Origin of the sequence: Actinoplanes lutulentus, assembly GCF_003259845.1 — a bacterium.
Classification (GTDB): Bacteria; Actinomycetota; Actinomycetes; order Mycobacteriales; family Micromonosporaceae; genus Actinoplanes; species Actinoplanes lutulentus.
Map to the genome: position 1 here is coordinate 222492 of NZ_QLMJ01000017.1, position 21718 is coordinate 244209.

A 21718-nucleotide genomic window follows, 5' to 3' on the forward strand; every position below is an offset into this window, starting at 1 on the left:
AAGCGGGAACTAGGATGCCCGGTATGACGGGACGCCCACGCATGGTCAGCGACGACGAGGTCTTCCAGGCGGTCGCCGACACCGTCACCGAGGTCGGACCCGCCGGCCTGACGCTGGCCGCCGTCGCCCGCAGAGCAGGGCTGACCCCGCCCGCGCTCACCCAGCGGTACGGCTCCAAGCACGGCCTGCTCGTCGCCTTCGCCACCCGCGAGGCGGGCTCGGTCGGCGCCGCCTTCGAGCAGGCCCGGGCAGGCGGCGCCGGCCCTCTGGATGCCCTGCGCGACGGCCTGATCGCCTTCACCGCCCCGATCACCACCCGCGAGGGCATGGCCAACAACCTGGCGTTCCTCCAGCTGGACCTCACCGACGAGGTCCTGCACACCCACTCGGTGGCCCAGAGCCGAGCGTTACGCGCCCAGCTGGTGGCCCTGATCGAGGAGTCAGCCGTCGCCGGCGAGCTGAAGATCGACGACGCGGCGGACCTGGCCGACACGCTGTACGCGGTCTACTCCGGAGCCCAGCTCACCTGGGCGATCGACGGCACGGGCGAGCTCGGCCCCTGGCTGGCCGACCGCATCAACCGAGTCCTGGCCCCCCACCGCACACCCCACTGACCCGAGGGCAGGTTCCTCACCGGCTCGCGCTTACGGTCGCTCGAACGCCGAAAACACGACCGTAAGCACAAGCCGGCCGGAAGCCGGCTTGCGGGCTCGGGGCTACCGCGTCGTCGTGGCTCGGATGTCATCGGGCTCGTCGCCCGGAGGCCGGCCTGAGCCACCCCGCGGCGGCCACCCCGAGTCCGGAGGCAGCCAACTCGAATCCCGCGAGAAAGAACTCGCCTCCCGCGAAAAGGCACCCAACTCCCTCGGGAACCCCTCCGCGTCACGCGGAACCGGAACACTGGGAACCGACCCAGACCCAGACCCAGGCCCCGGCCCCGACTGCGACAACGACTCCGGCGCCGCCGAGCCGCTCCGCAGCGCCGGCTCCGCCTCGCGGGTCCGCACCGCGCCGGCCGTATGGGCACCCCGCCCGTCAACCGAGAGCGGCTTGCGCGGCAATCCGTCGATCAGGCCGTCGAGGCGCTTCAGCTTCGCGTCCCCCGCGTCGGCGAGGTAGTCGTCCGGGTGGGTCGCGTCGACGCCGGCCGCCACCCCCGACGCCCGCAGGACCAGCGTCAGCCCGACGGCGACCACGAGGTTGACCGCCAGTGCGACCACCCCGACGTACACCGTCGTGCCCGGCCCGAAGCCGAGGAAGCTCACCGACCAACTCGACCCGCCGAAGTGGCCGGTCCCGTCGGCCCGGGGGATGTCGTAGAGCATCCCGACCCCGACACCCAGGCCGGCCAGCAGACCAGCGATCAACCCGACCCGGTGGAACCACCCGGTCAGCAGTCCGATGAAAACCGCCGGGATCGTCTGCAGGATGACCACACCGCCGATGAGCTGGAGCTCCACCGAGTACGCCGGATCCACCGCGAGAATCAGCGCCGCAGCACCGAACTTGACGATCAGCGACACCCACCGGCTCACCCGAGCTTCCGTGGCCGGCGTGGCGTCCGGGCGCAGATAGGGCCGGAACAGGCTGCGGGTGAACGCGTTCGCCGCGGCGATCGACATGACCGCCGCCGGAATCAGCGCGGCCACACTCAGCCCCGCGTACGCGATCCCCGCCGACCAGCTGGGGAAGTATTCGTGGATGAGCCGCGGAATGACGGTGTTCAGGTCACCGTCGACCGGCGTCACCCCTCGTGACAACGCAAAGAAGCCGAGCAGCGCCATCAACGCCAGAGCTATGCAGTAGACGGGGAGCGCCGCGGCGTTCCGGCGTACCGTCGCCCGGTCTTTGGCCGCGAGCATGCCGACCAGCGCGTGGGGATAGGCGAAGACCGCCAGGGCTGAGCCGATGACCAGGGTGAGGAAGCCGAGGTGGCCGACCTGCGGCAGGAGCAGGCCGTCGGCCGGCGACGGAGTCGCGGCGAAGTGTTCGCCGGCGACGCGGAAGGTGCGATCCCAGCCGCCGTACATCGCGACCATGAGCACCGCGGTCAGCAGCATCCACGCCATCAGGATGTCTTTGACGACCGAGAGCAGGGCGGGCGCGCGCAGGCCGGAGCGGAACGTGCAGATCGACACCACGGCGACGGCTGCCAGCATCGGCCATTCGCCGCCGAAGCCGACCGTTCGCAGCACGGCCTGCAGGGCCAGGAGCTGCACGGCCACGTACGGCATGGTGGCGAGGATCCCGGTGACCGCGACCGCGGCACCCAGGCCGGGTGAGCCGAACCTCGCGGACGCGAACTCGCTGTGCGTGACGAATCCGTGCCGGCGCGCCACCGACCAGGCGCGGGTGGTGAACAGGAACGTCAGCGGTGTCGTGACGATCGCGAACGGCACGGCGAAGTATCCGATCGCGCCGACGCCGTAGGTGAGCGCGGGCACGGCGATGAACGTGTACGCGCTGTACATGCTCCCGCCGATCAGGAACCAGGTCACCCAGTTGCCGAACGAGCGTCCGCCGACACCCCACTCCTCCAGCGTCTGCGGATCTTCCGAGGCGCGCCAGCGCGCCGCGCCGAACCCGAGAACCACCACCACGGCCATCAGTGCGAGGAAGACGCCGACCTCGACGTGGCGGTCACTCACGGTTGTCCTCGCGGGTCGCCAGGTAGACCGCCGTGATGATCACGATGGCGAACACCGCGCACGCGATCTGGTACCAGAAGAAGAACGGGACGCCGATCAGCGTCGGTTCGAGCCGGTTCGCGAACGGCGTGAGCAGCGGCGCGACGGTCGGCAGTACCAGCAGCCATTGCCAGTGCCGCGACCGCGGGGCGGGTGTGGGCATCGCCGCACCATATGCAGCCCTCTATGCGTTACACCATGATTAACAACAAAGCTGCGACGGCTGTCTCAACAACCCGTCAGCAGCAGTGTCCTCGCTGCGCGTTCGGCCACGCCAAGATCAGCACTGTGTCCGGAGACCAGCTCCGAGTAGAGCGCCGATTCGATGATGCGCACATACAGGTACGCGAGGTCGGCGCTCGCGTTGTCCAGTCCGACCTCCTTGAAGATTTCCTGCTGGGCCGTGACGACCCGGCCGGTCACCCCACCGGCGTAGGTCAGCAGAATCCGCGCCGCGACGTCCGGCTCGGTCGCGATGAACCGGCGGAACGACTCGTCGGCACGCAGCCACCCGGTGAACCGCTGGGTGACCTCGAGGGCACCGTCCACACCGTCGCAGGTGCGGCGGCGCACGGCCTCGGCGAGCATCCGCTCCGCGAGGCGCCACAGCACATCGCCGAGGAGGCGGTCGCGGCCGTGCGTCACCCGGTACAGCGTGGCGCGGCTGACGCACATGGCGGCCGCCAGATCGTCCATGGTGATGGTGCCGTGCCGCAGGAAGAAGTGGCACCCCGCGCGGGTCACCTCGTCGTCGCTCACCACCCGTTGGCCGGTCACCCCCAGCACCGTACCGGTCACCCGCGCTCATCGATGTCCCCTGTTTCGCCGACCATCACGTGGGCCTCACGGAGGAATCGTGCGTGCTCGTGGCCGTGGCTGATGGCAGCCCCGTAGACCGCCTCGATCGCCGCGGCCAGTGGATCCTGATGACCCAATCCGGTCAGGGCCGGGAACGCCACGGACATCTGCAGGAAGTCGGGCTGCCCGTTCGGCAACGTGATCAGGGTGTGCGGGAGGTCCGGATCGGTGAAGAGCCGCCGGAACGCGGCCTGTCCATAGTCATCGGTGAGCCACGGCGGCAGTGGCTGACCGGTTTCGATCAGGGCGAGGATGTCGGCCACCCAGCCGGCCCGGTCGAGGCCGGCATTCTCGACGGCACGCCGGGCCGCCCACATCGCCACCTCCCTCTGACGAGCGGCAGGCAGCGCGGCCAGGCGATCGAGCAGCGCGCGGTCAAGAACGGCGAGCGGGCGCGCATGCGTCTGCCGGTCCAGCTCCCGCAGCCGCTCGGTGGGTTTGGCGCCACCCCAGGCCCGCGCCTCCCGATCATCGGCGACCTGACGCTGATGCTCGGCCCGCTCACGCGCCTCAGCCGCCGTGGCCTGCAGTTTCGCCTCCCACGGCGCCGGGTCGGCACCGGACTCAAGACAGTCGAGCAGATGATCCCAGACAAGCCCGAGGGTCACGGCAAGACGACCCGGAACCCCTTCATTCCGTACGCCCAAACGGGTCCCATCCGGGCTGACCAGCAAACGGACAATGCTGGTCTCGTCGTCCGGCAGGGTGGTCAGCGGCGCCGGGAAGATCGGCTCGCCGGCGCGGGCCCACGACCAGTTCAAGGTGTGGCCGTCGTCGGCCTGAGTCAGCAGCCCGACCATCAACTCCGCGGCCGCCTCCCCCGGTTTCTGCTCCCAGAACCGCTCCCGGTCATCGATCACCGTGCGCCACCCGGCGTCCTCGTCAACCGGCCACACCAGAACCTCGTGCTGCTCGGGCGGATCCCCTCCCCCCGAACCGTCTCGTGCAGCCGATCCCGCGCATGCACCCGCACCCGGATCAGCCCGCGCGGAACCGCGATCCCGCTCAGCTCAGGCGCCGAACCACCCATCAGCCCGCGCACCGAGAACCGCCCGCTCGGACACCACAGCGTCGCCTCACTGACCGCGTCCCACTCGTCGAGCGGCAGCACCTCGGGCTCGCCGTCGAGCACTCGGGCCCGCGCCTCGATCCAGCCGGTGTGCGTCCCGCAGAACCCGGTGAGCACCGTCGGCCCGCCCGGATGCACCAGGCCGTCGCCGATCTTGTAGATCCCCACGCCGGACGCGTCGCCGGAAGCGTGCACGACGTATTGGCAGTAGTCCACGAAGAGTTTCACGAAGCCGTCCACGACCGAACCTCCCCCGTTCGCCGACAGCATGGCACCGCCCTACGACATTTTTTGGGATGTCGACCGTCGGTCCACACGCGACTAACATCCATGAACATCAAATCGATGGATGTCAGTATGGGGGCTCGGCATTGAATGTACTCAAGCGCTCAATGGTGATCTTCACGGCCGGCGTGACCGTCGTCGGCCTGGCCACGCCCGGTGTCAACGCTCAAGCACCGGCAGATCCGGCAACCAGCGCGTACGCCCAGATCGCCGCACTCCAGCAGCTCAAGAAGTCGATGACCTCGGCGGAGCGCAAACTCGACAGCCGGCTCGCGATCGAGCTGCGCAAACGCAACAACAAGGTGACCACGGGCGCCCTGCCGAGGCTCGACACGGGCGTCGAGGTCACCAAGTCCGGCACCACCGAGATCGAAGTCCACGCCGAGAAGGTGGGCGACGACCTCATCGACAGGCTCCGCGGCGTCGGCGCCGGGATCCGATACCCGTCACCCGAGACCGGAACCGTCCTGGTCGAGGCACCGCTCACCTCGATCACCACCATCGCGGGCTGGAAAGACGTCACCACCGTCAACCTGAAACACGGCCTGATCAGCGGGCATCAACAAGACCCGAAGGCCGTACCCGAACCTGAGTCCAAGGGCGCCAAGGTGGCCCGGATCGAGACCGCCCTGCAGAAAGCGGCCGCACCGAGAGCGGCCGCCGTCAACCAGGGCTCGGTCATCTCCGAGGGCGACCGGACCCACGCCGCCGACACGGCACGGACCCGTTACAAGGTCACCGGAACCGGCGTGAAGGTCTGCGCCCTCTCCGACGGCGTCGACTCCCTCGCCCAGTCCCAGTCCACCGGCGACCTGCCCGCCGACGTCGACGTGCTCACCGGTCAGGAAGGCTCCGGCGACGAGGGCACCGCGATGCTCGAAATCATTCACGACCTCGTACCCAATGCGCAGTTGGGTTTTGCCACCGCCTTCACCAGTGAGGTCAGCTTCGCCGACAACATCCGGGCGCTGCGATTCACCGCCGGGTGCGACATCATCGTCGACGATGTCGTGTACTACCACGAGAGCCCGTTCCAGGACGGTCTTCCGGCGCAGGCGGTCAACGACGTCACCGCCGACGGCGCCTACTACTTCAGCTCGGCCGGCAACGAGGGCAACACCCTCGACGGCACCTCCGGCAACTGGGAGGGCGACTTCGTCGACTCCGGCCGGGGCATCGGCAAGATCGCCGGTGACGCCCACGACTTCGACCCGGGTACGGGCGTGCAGGAGTTCAACGGCCTCACCCCGAACAGCGCCGGACGCGTGACGACCCTGTGGTGGGCCGACCCGCTCGAAGGTTCGGCCAACGACTACGACCTGTACGTGCTCGACCGGGCCGGCAACGTCACCGGGTTCTCCCAGGACGTGCAGGACGGCGACGACGACCCGTTCGAGATCCTCGCCACCGGATCCGGCACCGGCCAGAAACTCGCCGTCGTGAAGTTCGCCGGAGCCGACCGATACCTGCAGCTCAGCATCTTCCGCGGCCGGTTCACCGGCTTCTCGACACCCGGTGTGCTGCGCGGGCACAGCGCCGCCGAGCAGGCCTTCGCGGTCGCCGCCACCCCGGCGGCCGAGCCGCTGCCCTTCGACCTGGAGGCAGGCGACCCGCCCAACCCGGCCGGGCCGTACCCGAACCTGCACACCCGCCAGTCCCAGCCGGAACGGTTCACCTCCGACGGCCCGCGCCGGATCTTCTACAACGCCGACGGCACCCCGATCACCCCGGGCGACTTCTCCTCGACCGGCGGCACCGTCCGCGCCAAGCCGCAGATCACCGCGGCGGACGGCGTGACCACGTCGATCGCCGACTTCGCCCCGTTCTTCGGCACCTCGGCGGCCGCACCGCACGCCGCCGCCATCGCCGCCCTGGCCCTCTCCGGCAACCCGGGCCTGACCAACGCCGAGATCAGGACCGCCCTGACCGGCACCGCGCTGGACCTCGCGCCCACCGGATACGACAACCGCACCGGCTACGGCGTCATCCGCGCCGACCTGCTGCTACGCAACACCGGCGCCACCCCGCAGCCACTCGTCCGAGCCGGCACACCCACGGTCACCCCGACCACCGGCGACAGCGACGCCTACCTCGAACCCGGCGAGACAGCGACGGTCACCCTTCCTGCGGAAAACATCGGAGACGGTACGGCGACCGGCGTGAACGTGGTCGTCGACACCGACGATCCGAGGGCCACGGTGACGCCGCGCAGCCGTTCGTACGGCAACATCGCCGCGGGGGCGTCCAAGACCAGGGACTACACCCTGAAACTGGCCGCCGACTATCCGCTGGGCCGCCCGGTGACCCTGAAGATCAGAACCACGTTCGCCGGCGTGCTGTCCCCGACAACCAGCAACCCGGCCGTACCGACGGGGCAGCCGTCATCGACGGTGCTGGACTTCGCGTACACCGGCGACCCGGTGGCGATCCCGGACAACGACCCCACCGGCGCCGCGGCGACGGTGTCGGTCACCGGCGTCGGGTACGCATCCTCGCTGACGTTCTCCATCGACGGCACCGAGTGCAACACGACAGCGGCCTCACCGACGGTGGGCCTCGACCACACGTTCGTCGGCGACCTGGTGGGCACGCTGACCGCCCCCGGCGGCGGCACGGCCACGCTGTTCGCCCGCAGCGGAGGCGGCGGCAACAACCTGTGCCAGGTGGTCTTCGACGACAGCGCGGCGAACCCGTTCAGCGCGGCACTGTCAGCGAACGCGCCGTACACCGGCAGCTGGAAGCCGAACTCACCGCTGAGTGCGCTGCGGTCGTCGGCGGCCGACGGCACCTGGACATTCCAGGTGGCTGACCGGGCCAACGCCGACACCGGCTCGATCAGAGCATTCTCGTTGCACCTGACCGGCTTCGAACCGGCCTGACAACCATCAGTGGCCGGGCGCACCCGAGTGCGCCCGGCCCAGGCCGGGCGGTCAGATTGAAATGGCCTGTCAATCCACCGGATGAAGGCATCGGCCGCTGCGGAGGCTTCCGACCGGGCCTATCCGCGCCGTTCCTTGGCCCATGCGAGCAAAACGGCGGCTCGCGAGACCTCTGTCGACGCTTGGACGATGAAGCGGCCCAGGCCTCGCTCGGCTCGAGGCACATACAAGTTTTGGTCCCACACCCACTGCGGATGTGGTCACGCCCACAACGGGTGTAACCACTTTCGCAGTACGTCGCCCTCCACCCAATGCCCAGCCTCATCCGCTCACGCGGACCACAGCCCTCACCTCATCAACACTTTCGCTTGACCTGGAGCGCGCTCCAGGTGCCACAGTCGACACCATGGAGAAAGCAACCCACTCCCCACTGGTCCTCGGCGCGATGATGTTCGGAACCACCATCGACGAACACACCTCGTTCGCACTCCTCGACCGATTCGTCGAGCGTGGCGGCACCTGGATCGACACCGCCAACTGCTATTCCTTCTGGGCGAGCGACACCGGCCACGGCGGCGACAGCGAGCAGATCCTGGGCCGCTGGCTGGCCGCCCGCCCCGGCGTCCGCGACCAGGTGAAGATCGCCACGAAACTAGGCGCCGAACCACTGGAACCCGGCTCCTGGCCGGACCGCCGCGAGGGCCTGTCACCCGCCGCGATCAAAGCCGCCTTCGCCCGCAGCCAGGAACGGCTCGGCCTCGACCGGGTCGACCTGTTGTGGCTGCATCAGGAGGACCGGTCGGTGCCCATCGAGGACGTCGTCGAGACTCTCGCCGGCCTCGACGCCGACCGGTTCGGTGTCTCCAACTTCCCGGCCTGGCTGGTCGAGCGCGGCCGCGCCCACGCCACGAAGATCGGAGCCCGGCCGTTCGACGCGCTGCAGCTCAACGCGACGTACCTGCGCCCGCGTCCCGGCATGTTGTCCCCCGGCGTGGTGCACCGCTTCGGAGTGCTGAGCGACGAGCAGGCCGACTACGCCGCCGAGCATCAGTTGGATCTGTGGGCGTACACCCCGCTGATGTCGGGCGCCTACGACAACCCGGCGAAGCCGATCGACGACGTGTACGACCACCCCGGCAACACCGCCCGTCTGAAAGTTCTCGACGAGGTCGCCACCGAGTCCGAGGCGAGCCGGAGCCAGGTGGTCCTGGCGTGGCTGCTGAGCCGGAACATCCGGCCGATGCTGGGCGGCAGCAAGGTCAGCCAGCTCGACACCGCCCTGGACGGCGTCGGCCTGCAGCTGACCGGCGACCAGTTGCAGCGCCTCAACGCGGTGGACCACTCCGCCTGGGCGAACCCGTACGCAAAGAACTGATCACCACCCCGTCGTCCCCGGACCGCCCTTGAACGGGCCGGTGATGTCCGCCGTGATCCAGCCGCCGTAGAAGTCACCGTCCTGCGCCCGGACGAGCTCGCCGCCCACCCGGCACTCGTCCACCCGGCTCGGATAGAAGGCGACGGCGCCAGCGATGTCCGCGTACGCAGGTGTGGGGCGTGCGTAGGACCAGCCGGCCCGCGACACCCGGACGTCTCCGGCGACGAGGTCCCAGTAATCGGCGACGCCCTTGAACTCGCAGTACGACCGCCCCTCGCCCAGCTCCAGCACACCAGCGGCGATGTCCTGACGGGGCACGTAGTAGACGGGCGGGTGCGAAGTCTCCAGCACCCGCCAGCAGCTGTCGCTGTCGACGATCACCTGCCCCGCGTGCACGACCGTCACCCGGGCAGTGGCGCGCTCCAGGCGCGGTGGGCGCGGGTAATCCCAGACCGATTCCATCGTCCCAGCATGGCTCGCTGTCGTTTCTGTACAAGACACCCGTCCTACCATGAAGACCATGCGCGAACTGATCTACACCGGTTTCATGTCCCTCGACGGCGTCGTCGACTCACCCGGCGGGACCGTCGAGGGCCACCGCAGCGGCGGCTGGGTCATCAACGACGTCGAGTTCCTGCCGGAGGCGTTCGCGCTCAAGGGCGAGGAACTCGCCGAGACCACCGCGCTGCTGTTCGGCCGCCGCAGCTACGAGGCGTTCGCACCGATCTGGCGCGACTCCGAGGACCACGCCGCTTACAAGGACCTGCCGAAGTACGTCGTCTCGGAAACCCTCACCGAGGACGCCCTGGTCGACGGCTGGGGCCCGACGACGATTCTGCGTTCCTCCGGCGACATCGCCGCGCTGAAGAAGTCCGACGGCGGCGCCATCTTCATCCACGGCAGCGCCGAACTGGCCCGCCGCCTTTCCGACGACGGCCTGATCGACCGATACCACCTGCTCGTCTTCCCGGTGCTTCTCGGCGCGGGCAAGCGCCTGTTCAGCGAGGCCGACAACGACAAGCGGGTGCTCAAGCTCAAGGACTCCGCCGCGTACCCGAACGGCGTCCTGAAACTGATCTACGAGGTCAGCTGAAGCGCGATCGCCCCGCCACCACCGGTACGCAGCTCACCGGCTGTGCGCCCGACGAATCGCCGCAACGCCCGGGCCAGGTGCGGCTCATCGACATAGGAGCCCGACACGACGACGTCGGCGACCGGCATCCCACCGGCGAGCAGGGTCGCGGACTCCCGGGCCCGGGCGATCTGCCGTACCGCACCCTGGGTGAGCCCGGTCGCCGCCCGGAACCGCCGTTCCACCGTGCGCGCCGAAACCGTCCGCGCCGGCACGTCCAAGGAAGACCCGTCGAGCACCGAGGAAACCAGCGGATCCCGCACGACGGCTCCGGCCCGAACGAGGCGTGACACCAGCGCCTCAGCGTCGTCAGGCCCTGGGATCTCCCAGCGGGAGCCGTCAAGAACGAAAGGCCCAGGCAGTTCCAGGCCCCGGTCAACCAATGACTCGATGGGCACCGACCGCAACGACGTACCCACCGCGAACTCGATCCCGGTGAAATCCGCGCCCTCCGGCACCGGCGCGGTCCCTGCCCTGGTCTCCGGCCCGGTGACGCCCGCGAACGACCGGCCGTCCTGCTGCCAGAACACCAGTCCCCAGTGAGGTGTGGCGACCGAGGTCATCGTGTCCACCCGCGAGCTGCGACAGGTCCACACCGTGTCGATCCACGGCGAGTCAGAATCACGCGTAGTGAACGTCAGTCCCACAGATCCAAGGATACAAATGATCACTCTCTTGGGCGCGACCCCCGTCACAATCGCCCTAATTGCGGCTTAAGACCACCGACTCGGCGATAGCTTTGCAGCAACAGACCAGCCGCAATGCACAGAAAGCCGAGTTCCTTGCTCCACTCGCTCGCCTCCGCCAACCCGACCACCTTCGTCGTCCTGAGCCTCACGCTCTGTGCCGTCGTGGCAGGACTTCTGCGCCGCAAGGTCAGACCCGCAGTCGAGAAGGCGGTCCGCGCGGGAACGAGAAGGTTGCTGCCCCACCTACCCGAGCGAGTCACCGAAACCGCCGGGAAACTCCGGGCCCGGATCGACCCCACCTTCGCCCGCTCCGTCCTGGTCACGGCGGCCTCCGCCGCCATCGCTTGGTCGGCTGCTGAAACGTTGCACCTGCCCGGCGCGATCTTCGCGGCGATCTCGGCGACGCTGTCGGTGCAGATGAGCTCGTTCGCCTCGGTCCGCGAAGGCGCCCAGCGCCTCGTCGGCACCCTCGCCGGCATCGCGGTGACGGTCGGCGTGTGGCACGCGTTCGGTCTCAGCCCGTGGTCGATCGCGATCATCGCCGGGTTCGGCCTGGCCGCCGGCCGCCTGCTGCGCCTCGGCGACGCCTCCGCGACCGTCCCGCTGACCTCGCTCGGCATCATCGTGGGTGGCAGCGCCGTGACCGAGGACTTCGTCTGGCAGCGCGTGGCGGCGACGGCCCTCGGCATCGTCGTCGGCGTGATCCTCTCGCCGCTGGTCGGCGGGATGACACCCCGGGAACGCGCCCGGCACAAGCTGGCGCACCTCTCCTCGGAGATCGCCGACCTGCTCGGCCGCCTCGGCGCCGGCGTCCAGGGCGGTTACACCCGCGACGAGGCCGCGCACTGGCTGGAACGCTCCCGCAACCTGGGCGAGGACCTCGACGACGCGGTCACGGCGGTCGACGAACTCGCCCGCCAGGCCCGCTGGTCACCGACCACGCCGACCACCCGGGTCACCCCGATCCACCAGACCCTGCGCACTCTCGAACACGGCGTCCAGCAGGTCAACTCGGTAGCCCGCTCGATGTTCGACGCCGCCGCCACACCACAGGCCCCGCACGTGCCCGAACCGATCGGCGAGGTCCTCACGGCAGCGTCGGAAGCGTTCACCGCGCACGCCATGCAGGACACCGGCGAACTCCACGGCGTCCTCGACGAACTCCGCGAGGCCCGCAAACAGACCCTGCGCAAGGTTCGCACCGAGGTCGACGACACCGGCGTCCTGGTCCTGACCGGCTCGATCATCACCGACATCGACCGCATGGCCGGCTCCCTGGAACGCTCCGCCCCCGCCCTCTCGGTCGGCCTCCGCGAACCGGGCCCCGGCATCCCCGCGGTCTCCGAAATCCTCCCCGCCGTCCGCCTGGCCTGGGAAAAAGCCCTCACCACCACCGGCAAGCGCTAACCCAAACCCGGCGGCGGGTCACTCACCGCGACCCGCCGCCGGCCCTTCCTTGGGTACGCGCAGAGCACCGCCGAAGTCAGCCCCCGGCAAGCAGCCGCCCCACTTTCTCGGCGCTGTACCGCCCCGACGTGACAGCGCCGTCCATCCAGCCCAGCCAGCCGGCCGCGATGTCCCCGCCGCTGAACAGCACCGGCCCGACGTGCTCCTCCAGCCCTCGCAGCAACGGCAGCTGACCGGGAGCGAACGCCATCCAGGTGCCCAGCGCGTACGGATCAGCGACCCAGTCGGCGGCCAGCCGCTCCCCGGTGACCGAGCCGGTGACCTGCTCGAACTCCACTCTGGCCGCCTCGCTCTCCCGGTCGAGCGAGAAGACCGCGGTAAGCCGTCCACCGTCGCGGGCCGGCACCGAGTAGCACTCCTTGACCGGCCCGTCACCGGCCATCTCGCCCGCGCCGCCGCTGGTTCGATACCAGACCTTGGCAGCTGCACCCGCGTGCGGCAGCACTTTCTTGACCTGCGTCAGCACGTCCGGCTCCGGTGTCACGGTGATGCCGCCGAGCGTGTTGACCGGCACGGCCAGCACGACGGCCCGAGCAGTGACAGTGAGGTCGTGGGCCTCTACGCGTACCCCATCATGCTCGATATGGACGGCCTGGACCGGCGTGCTGGTTTTGATCTCGCCGTGGCCCTCGCGGGCGAGGGCGCGGGCGAGACCGTCGGCGCCGCCGGCGATGCGAACGCCGTGCGCCTCGAACGCGTCGTGATAGCGATGACCGAAACCGGCCACCTCCCGCAGCACCGCGGCCGCGGAGTAGTGGTCGGGGTCGCCGCCCATCAGCGTGAACGCGTGCGACAGCAGCACCGCGCGGGCGTCAGCGGTGAGGTCGAGCCGGGCGACATACCGCGCGAACGGCACATCGAGGTCAACCGGCAGCGCGGCATCACCGAACGCGATCCGCGCGGCATCCCGCTCCACGATCGCCACAACCCCTGCCGAAGTCCCACCGTGTGCCGCCGTCTCGGGCGCGACCACCCCGGCCAGAGTCACACCGTGTGCCGCCATCTCGGTCACCAGTGCGTGGTGATGCTCCGGCGATACCCACTCCGCCCCCAGATCGACAGGCGTCCCGCAGCCCGGAAACCGCTGCGTCCAGGTCCGCCCGCCGACCCGATCCCGAGCCTCGAGAACCAGCGTGGAATACCCCGCCCGCTCCAGTTCCTGGCGTGCGATCAGCCCGGCGATGCCGGCGCCGACAATGACGACATCCATCGGACCTCCTTTGGTATCGCCGTATCATACGGAGATACCACGACGCCCGCTACAGCAGATCCGGGCAGTTCAGAGCCAGTCCCAGCCAGGTACGCACCATCCGCCCGGCGTCCTCCCAGCCGAAGTCCCGATCACTGAGCGACACCTGCACCCCGAGCCCGTCACCCATCCCGAGCGCCGCCACCGCGATGGCGTGCACGTCCTCCCGCGGGGCCACCAGACCGGCATCCACACATTCCGAGATCGCCGAACTGATCATCGCGACCCAGCTGCGGTACGACTCGGTCGACGTGACCCGCAGCCGTTCGTCACGCAGCGATGTCCGCCAATATTCGGTCCAGATCAGCCATTCCAGCCGGGCGGCCTCGTCACCGCCGACGCCGGCCGCCAGATGCGATGCCAGCCAGCGCAGCCGGGCGAGCGGCGACGCCAATTCCGCGCCGCCGGCCTGCATTTCGGCGAGATACCGTCCGGCCCGGTCCTCCAGCGCGGTGGCGACCATGTTCTCCCGGCTGCCGAACGCGTACTGCAGGCTCCCCACCGATGTCCCGGCGCGTTTCGCGACATCGGTGAAGCGGGTGTTCTCGTACCCTCGCTCCGCGATGACCTCGCAGATCGCATCGATGAGCTGCGGCATCTGCGCTTCGGTACGCTTCGGAGAACGAGTACGGGCGGCCGCGTGTCCTGTCACGAGTTCAGCTTCGCACGCACGCCTACCGGAACCCGGACGCCGTCAGCAGCACCCAGCCACCCGCGGTCAGCGGCACCGCCCACGCGCATGTCAGCAGCCGATCCCGCCACGAGCGGGCCAGCAGCACCGTCACCACCAGACCGAGAACGATCACCAGAGCGGCATAGGCAAGCAGGTCCCCGGTCTCATAGTCCGGATTGCCGAGCCGCAGAAGATTGACCGCCCCTTCGGCGAACAGCACCGAACCGGGCAGCGCGAGCGCCGGCAACCGCAGCGGCCCACCCGACCGGGCGAGCACTCCTCCACCACCGAAAACGACTCCCGCGACGACCCCGAACCCCATCCACAGGAACGCGTTGACGTCGTAGAGATTGCGCCAGTCGTCGTTCTGAATGAACGCGGCGGCCAGGTAGTAACTCGGCACCGCCACCACCAGGCAGACGACCGCGCCGAGAATCGCCATCGGCAGCCGCCACCGGCCGAACCAGGTCAGCAGGAACGCCGCGACCGCCCACGTAGCCAGTGAATTGCCCAGGTCAGCCAGCGGGGACGGCAGAAACTTGATCCAGACGAAATCCAGAAACCCCAGCAGAAACCCGGCCACCGGCGCCACCACAGCCACCCGCCGCATGATCATCATGGCCGTTGACCCTAGGCAGCCTCAGGCCGTGCCAGATCCTCTTCGCGGCCGACCTCCCCGCCTGCGGATCGACCGAAAGGCAGACCCCTGCCCGGAGTCGTGAACCTGGATCAGGTCTGTTTCAAGGAAAGCCGGTCGACAAGATCAGCGGCGAGCTGCACCGACGTGTCGATGTGCTTCTTGTCAGCGATTTCCGCGTGCAGGACTCGTGCAGCTTCATACAGCGTGTGCCGGAGCTCTTCCAGCAGCATCTCGCCCGTCGTGACAGAGAAGACGTCATCCGGGTCGCCGTCACAGTTGCCTTCGATGTACACCGTCGGCGGCGACGTGTCGATCCGGCGGTAGTAGAGGAAGTACGGCCCGTCGAAGAAGTAGGAGAATGCCTCAGGCTCGCCGTCACGGATGGACTCGTATGCGGCCGCTGCCGTGCTGAGCGTCGGCAGCGGGTCGTCGTGCCATCCGGTTTCAGGAAAGTCGATTCCGCGCAGGGTGAACCAGACTCTGGAGCTGACGTACTCATCAGTCGGTGTCCGCGGGCCGCCGATATCGGCGACCTGCCACTTCGCCGCGGTCACCAGTTTCGGGGCGCGGGGGCGCCGGAGCCAGACATTTCGGTATTTAACCATGCGGAACGTCTGGGCCGCGCCACAACGGCGGCGGTCGCGCCGGGACCGTCGCCCACGCTCCCTCCTGGCACCCCAGCAATCCACCACGATAATTGAAACGACTCACTAAAAGGGCTGCATTAATGAGTCAATGACCATTTCCCGAAACCACAAATGCGCCGGATCCCGTTCGCGAGAAGCGTGCCACCACAACGCCATGCGAATTTCCCGCGCCCCTTCCGGCGCCGGCAGGATCCGCACCCCGCCGACTGCCCGCATCTGCTCCGCCACCCGCCGCTGCAACAACGCCACGTGCCGCTCCGACCCGGCCAGCAGCAGCGGAATCGCCAGATAACTCGGCACCACCACCTGCACGCGCGGCCGGATCCCCCACGACTCCAGCGTCGTCAGCACCGACGGCCCGTGGAACGAGCTGACCCACTCCATCGCCGACAGCCGCTCCGGCGTGACATCGCCCGCCCGCAGCGCCGACCGCTCCCCGACCACCAGCACGAACTCATCCGACCACAGGTCAGCGGCAGGATGTCCGGCGAAGATCCCGCGCGGCATCACCACCGCGTCGACCGCCCGCAGCGTGGCATCGACGTCATCAAGAACGAGCGGGACGAACTCCAGCCTCAAAAGAGGCAAGGCCGCGAACCGGGGCAGCAGCGCCGCACCGAGCAGCGCGAGTGATCCGTCCGAGGCCATCACGGTGAACGTGCGGTGCGACGCCGCCGGCCGGAATCCGTGCGCGCCGAGGAACACCGACTCGGCGGCGGCCAGAGCCTCCTCGACGGCGCCGAGCAACACGGCTGCCAGCGGCGACAGCTCGTAGACCGTGCCGGTCCGCACCAGCAGCGGATCGTCGAAATGCTGCCGCAGCCGGCGCAGCGCCGCGCTGGTGGCGGGCTGCCCGAGCCCGAGCCGGGCACCGGCCCGGGTGACACCGCGCTCCTGCAGCAGGGCCCGCAGCGCGGTCAGCATGTTGAGGTCGAGCGCGGCCAGATCATCGACGGCAGTGATGGCGGCATCAATCGAGTTCATGGATGCTCCGTCCTTGCCCGGGCCGGGCGAGAAGGCCTACCGTCCGATCAACGGATGATTTCCGTCACGTTAACAGCACCGCCCTCTCCATAGCCACAACGCCGTCAATTTTATGAAACGTTTCAGATAACAACCCCCAGGAGATCACGGTATGCACCTACCCCGACGAACCCTCGCGGTCACCTGCGCCCTGACCGCCACCCTCTCGATCGCGGCAACCGCACAGGCCGGCACCCACCACCCCTCCCGCTTCGTCACCGACTTCACCGCCGCCCGCTCCGACTACAGCGCGATGTTCCGCTGGTGGTGGCCGTCCTCGGTCGACGCCACCACCGCCGTGAAGCAGCTGCGCCAGGTGGCCGCCGCCGGCTACAAAGGCGTCGAGATCGCCATGGTCATGGACGGCACCGACTACGTCGTCGACCCCGACAAACACCAGTACGGCGACGCGAACTGGCGTGCCGCGGTCCGTGCCGTCCTCGCCGAGGGCCAGAAGCTCGGCGTCCAGATCGACCTGACGCTCGGCAGCCGCTGGCCCGCCGCGGTACCCGGCCTGGACGTCTCCACCGACGCCGCCAGCCAGGAGCTGGTCACCGGCAGCGCGGTCGTGGCCGCGAAAACGACCTTCACGGCGGCGGTCCCGGCGCCGGCCGCCCGCACGTACCAGGACCGCACCTCCGAGAACGGCGTGGTCACCACCACGATCAAGACCTCGAAGCCCACGTACGTCACGGCGACCGCCACCCGATGCGTCGCCGCCTGCGCCGAGACCCAGCCGAAGGTCGACCTCACCACGGTCACCGACATCAGCGGCACGGTCCGCAACGGCCAGCTGACCTGGACCGCGCCGGGCGACGGCACCTGGATCGTCACCGGTTACTGGAAGCGTGGCACCGCGCAACGCAACGACGCCCCGTTCGGCAGCACCGTCTCGCCGCTGTCCGACCCGGAGTCGCGCGTCGTCAACCACCTCGACACGGCCGGCACGAAGGCCTTCATCGCGTACTTCGACAAGCTGCTCGACGCCGACACCCGCCGGCTGCTCAAGGCCAACGGCGGCTCGATCTTCGAGGACTCGCTCGAACTGAGCGGCGCTCAGCTGTGGTCCAGCGACTTCCTGCGGACGTTCCGCGCGACCAACGGCTACAGCCTTCAGACGTACCTCCCGGTCCTGGCGAAGACCGCGCCGGCCAGCCCGTTCGCCTCGCCGACCCCGGTGTACACCTACGCCGACGGCCAGGCCGCGAACGCCGAGCGCATCCAGCACGACATCGAAGCCACCATCAACAAGCTCTACCTGGGCAATCACCTCGAACCCATCAAGGCCTGGGCCAACAAGCTGGGACTGAAGTTCCGCGCCCAGCCGTACGGTGAGCCGATCGACCTCGGTGACGCCGCCAAACGTCTCGACATCACCGAGTGCGAGTCGCTCGGCTGCTCCGAGGCCCGGATGCGCACCGCCTCCACCAGCGCCGTCGTCGCCGGCAAGACCGTCGTGAGCAGTGAGATGCTCCCGGGCGGCTTCGGCAACCTCTACGGACTCACGCCCGCGCAGATCGCCGCGCTCGCCAACCGGGAGTACTCCCGCGGCATCAACCAGATGATCTTCCACGGTCTGCCGTACCCGACGATCCCGCCGAGCGCGGACGGCACCATCACCGACAACGCCGCGTACTGGCCCGGTTTCCACGGTTTCGGCAGCAACATCGGTGAGGCGTTCGGCCCCCGCCAGGCCACCTGGACCATGGAACCGGAACTCGCGGACTACTACGCCCGCATGCAGCAGACCCTGCAGACCGGCCAGGCCCGCTACGACGTCGCCGTCCTCAATCAGACCTTCGGCGGCGACACCCCGACCCACGACGGCAGCTTCCTGGCTACCGCGGGCTACACCTACGGCTACGTCACCCCCGGCTCGCTGAGCGGAAAGACCCCCTACCGCGCACTCGTCGTCGACAGCTCACCCATGTCGCTGGAGACCGCGCGGGCTATCGCCCGCAAAACCCAGGACGGACTCCAGCTGATCATCATCGGCGCCGGCCCACAACACACCATTGGGTACGCCCAAACGGCCGCAGCGGCAGCCTCGGATGACAGTGCCCTGCGCGCTGTCTTCACCAAGCTCCGGAAATCACCGAACGTCCGCACCGCCACCGACGACGCCGACGCGCTCACCAAGCTGGCCGTGCGACCTGACGCCCAGGTCGCCAACAAGTCGGTGACCTCGACCCTGCGCACCGACGGCGACACCAGCTACTACGTCCTGGTCAACAGCGCCACCACGGCCGTCACCACGTCGGTGTCCCTCGCCGGCCGGACCACCGCCGTCCCGTACCGTCTGGACGCCTGGACCGGCAAGATCGAAGCCGTCGGCGGCGCGACCCGCAACGGCAACCGCACCACGCTGACCGTCTCGCTGCCCGCCGGCGCGGCCACCATCATCGCCCTGGCCGGCCCGACCTGGACCGGCAAGCGGATCACCGCGCCGACACTGACCACCGGCACCCCGGTCACCCTGGGATCGTGGAATCTCACGCTCGACGAATGGCTCCCCGGAACGAGCACGGACTCGTCATCGACGACCGTCCACCGTACCCACAAGATCTCTGACGTGGCGCTGCGCTCCTGGAGCGAGATTCCCGGCATCGAAGATGCCGTAGGCGTCGGCAGCTACACCACGACGGTGACCTCCCGCGGCGGGAAAGCCCTGCTGGACGTGGGCGCGGTCGGCGGCTCCTATCAGGTGTTCGTCAACGGCCGCCAGGTCGAGCCGGCCGATCAGCTGGACACCGTGATCGACCTCGGCAGCACGCTGCGGCCGGGCGCCAACACGGTGACCGTCACGGTGGCGAGCGTGCTGCTCAACCGCCTGCGGATCACCAGGCCGGCCGAGTTCGCGAGCCGGACCCCGACGAAGAACGGCCTGCTGGGCCCGGTGACGCTGATCCCCTACCAGTGATCTCCCGGTGGCCTGCCCCAGAGCTCGCTGAGGCAGGCCACCGCTTTTCCGATTCTCAATCAAGATCATTTTTGGTACGTTCCCGCGAATGCGCAGCACGTCCCGCCGCCCCGACCGGACCGACGTCATCGCCTGGGTCGTCGTCGGCGGGATCTTCGCCGCGATCGGCGCCGGCGTCGCCCACAGCGTGATCGACCTGGCCCGGGCCGCCCTCGAAGCGCCGCTGCTCATGGCGGCCTGCCTCACCGTGAGCACCGTCGGCTATCTCGTCCTCCGCACGTTCTGGCGAGCACCGGATGCCGACGTGGTTCCGCCGCGGTCACGAGACCGGCTGTTCCTGGTCATGGGCGTGGTGCTCTTCCTCGGCGGCGGGGTCGCGGTGCTGGTGGACGGCATCCGGCACGGCATCGACGGCGCGATACCGATCTTCATGGGCGCACTCGGCGTCTGGCTGGGCAGCCTCTGCGTCCGTGCCCTCCGGGTGCCCGCCCCGGTCAGCGTCGCCGAACCGGCCGGCGGACCGGACTACTTCGCGGCCTGGCCGGTACGCCTCGAACTCGGTCTCGCCCGCCACCTGCTGGACGACTTCATTCCGCTGAAGGACGACGCCGCGCGGGCCGCACTGCGGAAGCTCAGTACCCATCCCTACCTGCTGGACGGCCTCGTCCACCATGCCCGCCGCGGAGACCTGGCCGAACAGCTCCGGCTCTTCGCGGCCGCCGCGGTCCTTCCCGGCGCCCCTCCCCTGGCCTGCGCGCTGGCAAGCCTCGACCGCAACGGGTACGTGCGGGAGCGGGCCGTGCGCGCGATGGGCCGGCAGCCGGCGCCGGAATTCGTGCCGTTCCTCGTCGAACGCGCGGTCGACGCCGTCGAACCGGTCCGCGCCGCCGCCCTGTCACTGCTGCGCGCCCTGATCGACGCCGAACCGGCGGTCTACCAGGAGGCGCTCGCATCAGCGGCCTCCCGCATCGAGCGACGCCGGCACGCCCCGGCGGTGCTGGCGCTCATTTCTATTTCGGGGCGGTAACAAATCGTTCTCACGGCCGTATCCTGAGTTGCCGACGGATAGGGGAATCATGCGGATCACCGTGCTGGGGGCTGGTTCGTGGGGTACCACGGTCGCGTCCGTTCTCACCCGCAGAGATCACGAGTCGCTGATCTGGGCCCGCAGCCCGGAGACCGCGGACGAGATCAACGCCAAGCACACCAACGATCGCTACCTCGCGGGATTCCCGCTGCCGGCCCGGCTCCGCGCCACCTCGGACCTCGCCGAGGCGGCAGCCCACGCGGAACTGTTGGTGGTCGGCGTGCCCACCGGAGCGTTCCGTGCCACCTTGGAACTGGTCCGGCCGGACCTGCACCCGTGGATCCCGGTGGTGAGCCTCAGCAAGGGCCTGGAGCGTGACTCGCTGCTCCGGATGACCGAGGTGATCAAAGATGTGCTGCCGGGACACCCCGCCGCGGCGCTCACCGGTCCGAACCTGGCCAAGGAGATCATGGCCGGCATGGCAGCCGCCACCGTGATCGCCACCGAGGACCTGACCGTCGCCACCGAGATCCAGCGCGTGTTCCGGCGCGGCCTGCTGCGCGTCTACACGAACCACGACGTCATCGGCTGCGAGATCGGCGGCGCCCTGAAGAACGTCGTAGCCATCGCGACAGGCATCGCCCAGGGCCTGGGCGTGGGCGACAACACCCGAGCCGGCGTGATCTCCCGAGGCCTGGCCGAGCTCACCACCCTGGCGGTGACGCTGGGCGGCGAGCCGGCCACCCTGGCAGGCTTGGCCGGCATGGGCGACCTGGTGGCAACCTGCATCAGCCCGCACAGCCGCAACCGCCACGTCGGCGAACAGCTGGGCCGAGGCCGAACCCTCGACGACATCCTCGCCGAGATGGGCCAGGTAGCCGAGGGCGTGAAAACGGTCCACGCCGCCGTCCAGCTGGCCGACCGCCACTCACTGCCGATGCCGATAACCCGCACGATCCACCGCGTCATCACCGGCGAGATCACCGCGGCCCACGCCTACGACGGCCTCCTGCGCACCCACCCCGCCGGCCACGAATCCGAACCCGGCTGAGCCACCCCGAATTCACTGGCCGCCGCCCCCAAGCTGGACGATCATGA

19 protein-coding genes and 1 pseudogene are annotated in these 21718 nt (G+C 69.2%); 8 read left to right on the forward strand and 12 right to left on the reverse strand.

The annotated features are described in order from the left end of the window. The first annotated feature begins 23 nt into the window (after positions 1-23). The gene (locus tag B0I29_RS32085; RefSeq protein ID WP_181558072.1) at positions 24-614 is read left to right on the forward strand and encodes a TetR/AcrR family transcriptional regulator; all 591 of its coding nucleotides are present in this window, start codon (positions 24-26) and stop codon (positions 612-614) included. 462 nt (positions 615-1076) lie between these two features. Here B0I29_RS32085 and B0I29_RS32090 read toward each other — a convergent pair. The 5 genes and pseudogenes from B0I29_RS32090 to B0I29_RS32110 all read right to left on the reverse strand — a co-directional run. Further along, positions 1077-2606, reverse strand: a pseudogene (locus B0I29_RS32090) (sodium:solute symporter family protein); the annotation flags it as partial. Between the two features lie 34 nt (positions 2607-2640). Beyond that, positions 2641-2850, reverse strand: a complete 210-nt coding sequence (locus B0I29_RS32095) for a DUF3311 domain-containing protein (RefSeq protein WP_111652849.1) — start codon at positions 2848-2850, stop codon at positions 2641-2643. Between the two features lie 65 nt (positions 2851-2915). Beyond that, positions 2916-3464, reverse strand: a complete 549-nt coding sequence (locus B0I29_RS32100) for a QsdR family transcriptional regulator (RefSeq protein WP_245972874.1) — start codon at positions 3462-3464, stop codon at positions 2916-2918. Positions 3465-3481: 17 nt separating this feature from the next. After that, complete coding sequence (locus B0I29_RS32105; RefSeq protein WP_111652851.1) at positions 3482-4441, reverse strand: hypothetical protein; 960 nt, start codon at positions 4439-4441, stop codon at positions 3482-3484. Then, complete coding sequence (locus B0I29_RS32110; RefSeq protein ID WP_146616950.1) at positions 4402-4854, reverse strand: hypothetical protein; 453 nt, start codon at positions 4852-4854, stop codon at positions 4402-4404. Before B0I29_RS32110 ends, B0I29_RS32105 begins: the two co-directional genes overlap by 40 nt. Positions 4855-5006: 152 nt before the next feature. Between B0I29_RS32110 and B0I29_RS32115 the strand changes: the two genes are divergently transcribed. Continuing rightward, positions 5007-7778: a S8 family serine peptidase gene (locus B0I29_RS32115; protein ID WP_111652853.1), complete on the forward strand. Its 2772-nt coding sequence runs from the start codon at positions 5007-5009 to the stop codon at positions 7776-7778. Between the two features lie 406 nt (positions 7779-8184). After that, positions 8185-9153: an aldo/keto reductase gene (locus B0I29_RS32120; protein ID WP_111652854.1), complete on the forward strand. Its 969-nt coding sequence runs from the start codon at positions 8185-8187 to the stop codon at positions 9151-9153. On the opposite strand, the gene B0I29_RS32125 is transcribed toward B0I29_RS32120, so the two are convergent. After that, entirely contained in the window at positions 9154-9615 is a 462-nt protein-coding gene (locus B0I29_RS32125) for a DUF427 domain-containing protein (RefSeq protein ID WP_111652855.1), read from the reverse strand. It lies immediately after the preceding gene. A 58-nt stretch (positions 9616-9673) separates the two neighbouring features. On the opposite strand from B0I29_RS32125, the gene B0I29_RS32130 reads away from it, so the two are divergent. Continuing rightward, positions 9674-10246, forward strand: coding sequence for a dihydrofolate reductase family protein (locus B0I29_RS32130; protein WP_111652856.1), 573 nt, complete (start codon positions 9674-9676; stop codon positions 10244-10246). On the opposite strand, the gene B0I29_RS32135 is transcribed toward B0I29_RS32130, so the two are convergent. Beyond that, a complete protein-coding gene (locus B0I29_RS32135; RefSeq protein WP_111652857.1) occupies positions 10231-10932 on the reverse strand; it encodes an AraC family transcriptional regulator in 702 nt (233 codons plus the stop codon). The two genes, B0I29_RS32130 and B0I29_RS32135, sit on opposite strands and share 16 nt — an antisense overlap. Before the next feature lie 135 nt (positions 10933-11067). Between B0I29_RS32135 and B0I29_RS32140 the strand changes: the two genes are divergently transcribed. Beyond that, complete coding sequence (locus B0I29_RS32140; protein ID WP_245972876.1) at positions 11068-12381, forward strand: FUSC family protein; 1314 nt, start codon at positions 11068-11070, stop codon at positions 12379-12381. Between the two features lie 76 nt (positions 12382-12457). Here the strand turns inward: B0I29_RS32140 and B0I29_RS47575 are convergent, their stop codons facing one another. The 5 genes from B0I29_RS47575 to B0I29_RS32165 form a co-directional block, all read right to left on the reverse strand. After that, positions 12458-13651, reverse strand: coding sequence for a flavin monoamine oxidase family protein (locus B0I29_RS47575; protein WP_111652859.1), 1194 nt, complete (start codon positions 13649-13651; stop codon positions 12458-12460). A gap of 49 nt (positions 13652-13700) precedes the next feature. After that, positions 13701-14288: a TetR/AcrR family transcriptional regulator gene (locus B0I29_RS32150; protein WP_111652860.1), complete on the reverse strand. Its 588-nt coding sequence runs from the start codon at positions 14286-14288 to the stop codon at positions 13701-13703. A gap of 76 nt (positions 14289-14364) precedes the next feature. Then, positions 14365-14982: a DUF6518 family protein gene (locus tag B0I29_RS32155; RefSeq protein WP_111652861.1), complete on the reverse strand. Its 618-nt coding sequence runs from the start codon at positions 14980-14982 to the stop codon at positions 14365-14367. Between the two features lie 110 nt (positions 14983-15092). Further along, positions 15093-15608: a hypothetical protein gene (locus B0I29_RS32160; RefSeq protein ID WP_146616951.1), complete on the reverse strand. Its 516-nt coding sequence runs from the start codon at positions 15606-15608 to the stop codon at positions 15093-15095. Between the two features lie 105 nt (positions 15609-15713). Further along, the gene (locus tag B0I29_RS32165; RefSeq protein ID WP_111652863.1) at positions 15714-16634 is read right to left on the reverse strand and encodes a LysR substrate-binding domain-containing protein; all 921 of its coding nucleotides are present in this window, start codon (positions 16632-16634) and stop codon (positions 15714-15716) included. A 151-nt stretch (positions 16635-16785) separates the two neighbouring features. Here B0I29_RS32165 and B0I29_RS32170 point away from each other — a divergent pair, with 151 nt between their 5' ends. The 3 genes from B0I29_RS32170 (at position 16786) to B0I29_RS32180 (ending at position 21671) form a co-directional block, all read left to right on the forward strand. Beyond that, on the forward strand, positions 16786-19593 hold the full coding sequence (locus tag B0I29_RS32170; protein WP_111652864.1) for a glycosyl hydrolase: 2808 nt from the start codon (positions 16786-16788) through the stop codon (positions 19591-19593). Between the two features lie 88 nt (positions 19594-19681). Next, entirely contained in the window at positions 19682-20620 is a 939-nt protein-coding gene (locus tag B0I29_RS32175; RefSeq protein ID WP_111652865.1) for a hypothetical protein, read from the forward strand. Between the two features lie 49 nt (positions 20621-20669). Further along, on the forward strand, positions 20670-21671 hold the full coding sequence (locus B0I29_RS32180; RefSeq protein ID WP_111652866.1) for an NAD(P)H-dependent glycerol-3-phosphate dehydrogenase: 1002 nt from the start codon (positions 20670-20672) through the stop codon (positions 21669-21671). The last annotated feature ends 47 nt before the right edge of the window (positions 21672-21718 follow it).

Excerpts from the sequence above, each read along its gene's own strand:
- B0I29_RS32120 (WP_111652854.1), top strand. The coding sequence starts at position 8,185 with ATGGAGAAAGCAACCCACTCCCCACTGGTCCTCGGCGCGATGATGTTC.
- B0I29_RS32150 (WP_111652860.1), bottom strand. The coding sequence starts at position 14,288 with ATGCCGCAGCTCATCGATGCGATCTGCGAGGTCATCGCGGAGCGAGGG.
- B0I29_RS32180 (WP_111652866.1), top strand. The coding sequence starts at position 20,670 with ATGCGGATCACCGTGCTGGGGGCTGGTTCGTGGGGTACCACGGTCGCG.
- B0I29_RS32095 (WP_111652849.1), bottom strand. The coding sequence starts at position 2,850 with ATGCCCACACCCGCCCCGCGGTCGCGGCACTGGCAATGGCTGCTGGTA.
- B0I29_RS32155 (WP_111652861.1), bottom strand. The coding sequence starts at position 14,982 with ATGATGATCATGCGGCGGGTGGCTGTGGTGGCGCCGGTGGCCGGGTTT.
- B0I29_RS47575 (WP_111652859.1), bottom strand. The coding sequence starts at position 13,651 with ATGGATGTCGTCATTGTCGGCGCCGGCATCGCCGGGCTGATCGCACGC.
- B0I29_RS32115 (WP_111652853.1), top strand. The coding sequence starts at position 5,007 with ATGGTGATCTTCACGGCCGGCGTGACCGTCGTCGGCCTGGCCACGCCC.
- B0I29_RS32125 (WP_111652855.1), bottom strand. The coding sequence starts at position 9,615 with ATGGAATCGGTCTGGGATTACCCGCGCCCACCGCGCCTGGAGCGCGCC.
- B0I29_RS32160 (WP_146616951.1), bottom strand. The coding sequence starts at position 15,608 with ATGGTTAAATACCGAAATGTCTGGCTCCGGCGCCCCCGCGCCCCGAAA.
- B0I29_RS32170 (WP_111652864.1), top strand. The coding sequence starts at position 16,786 with ATGCACCTACCCCGACGAACCCTCGCGGTCACCTGCGCCCTGACCGCC.
- B0I29_RS32085 (WP_181558072.1), top strand. The coding sequence starts at position 24 with ATGACGGGACGCCCACGCATGGTCAGCGACGACGAGGTCTTCCAGGCG.
- B0I29_RS32175 (WP_111652865.1), top strand. The coding sequence starts at position 19,682 with ATGCGCAGCACGTCCCGCCGCCCCGACCGGACCGACGTCATCGCCTGG.
- B0I29_RS32130 (WP_111652856.1), top strand. The coding sequence starts at position 9,674 with ATGCGCGAACTGATCTACACCGGTTTCATGTCCCTCGACGGCGTCGTC.
- B0I29_RS32165 (WP_111652863.1), bottom strand. The coding sequence starts at position 16,634 with ATGAACTCGATTGATGCCGCCATCACTGCCGTCGATGATCTGGCCGCG.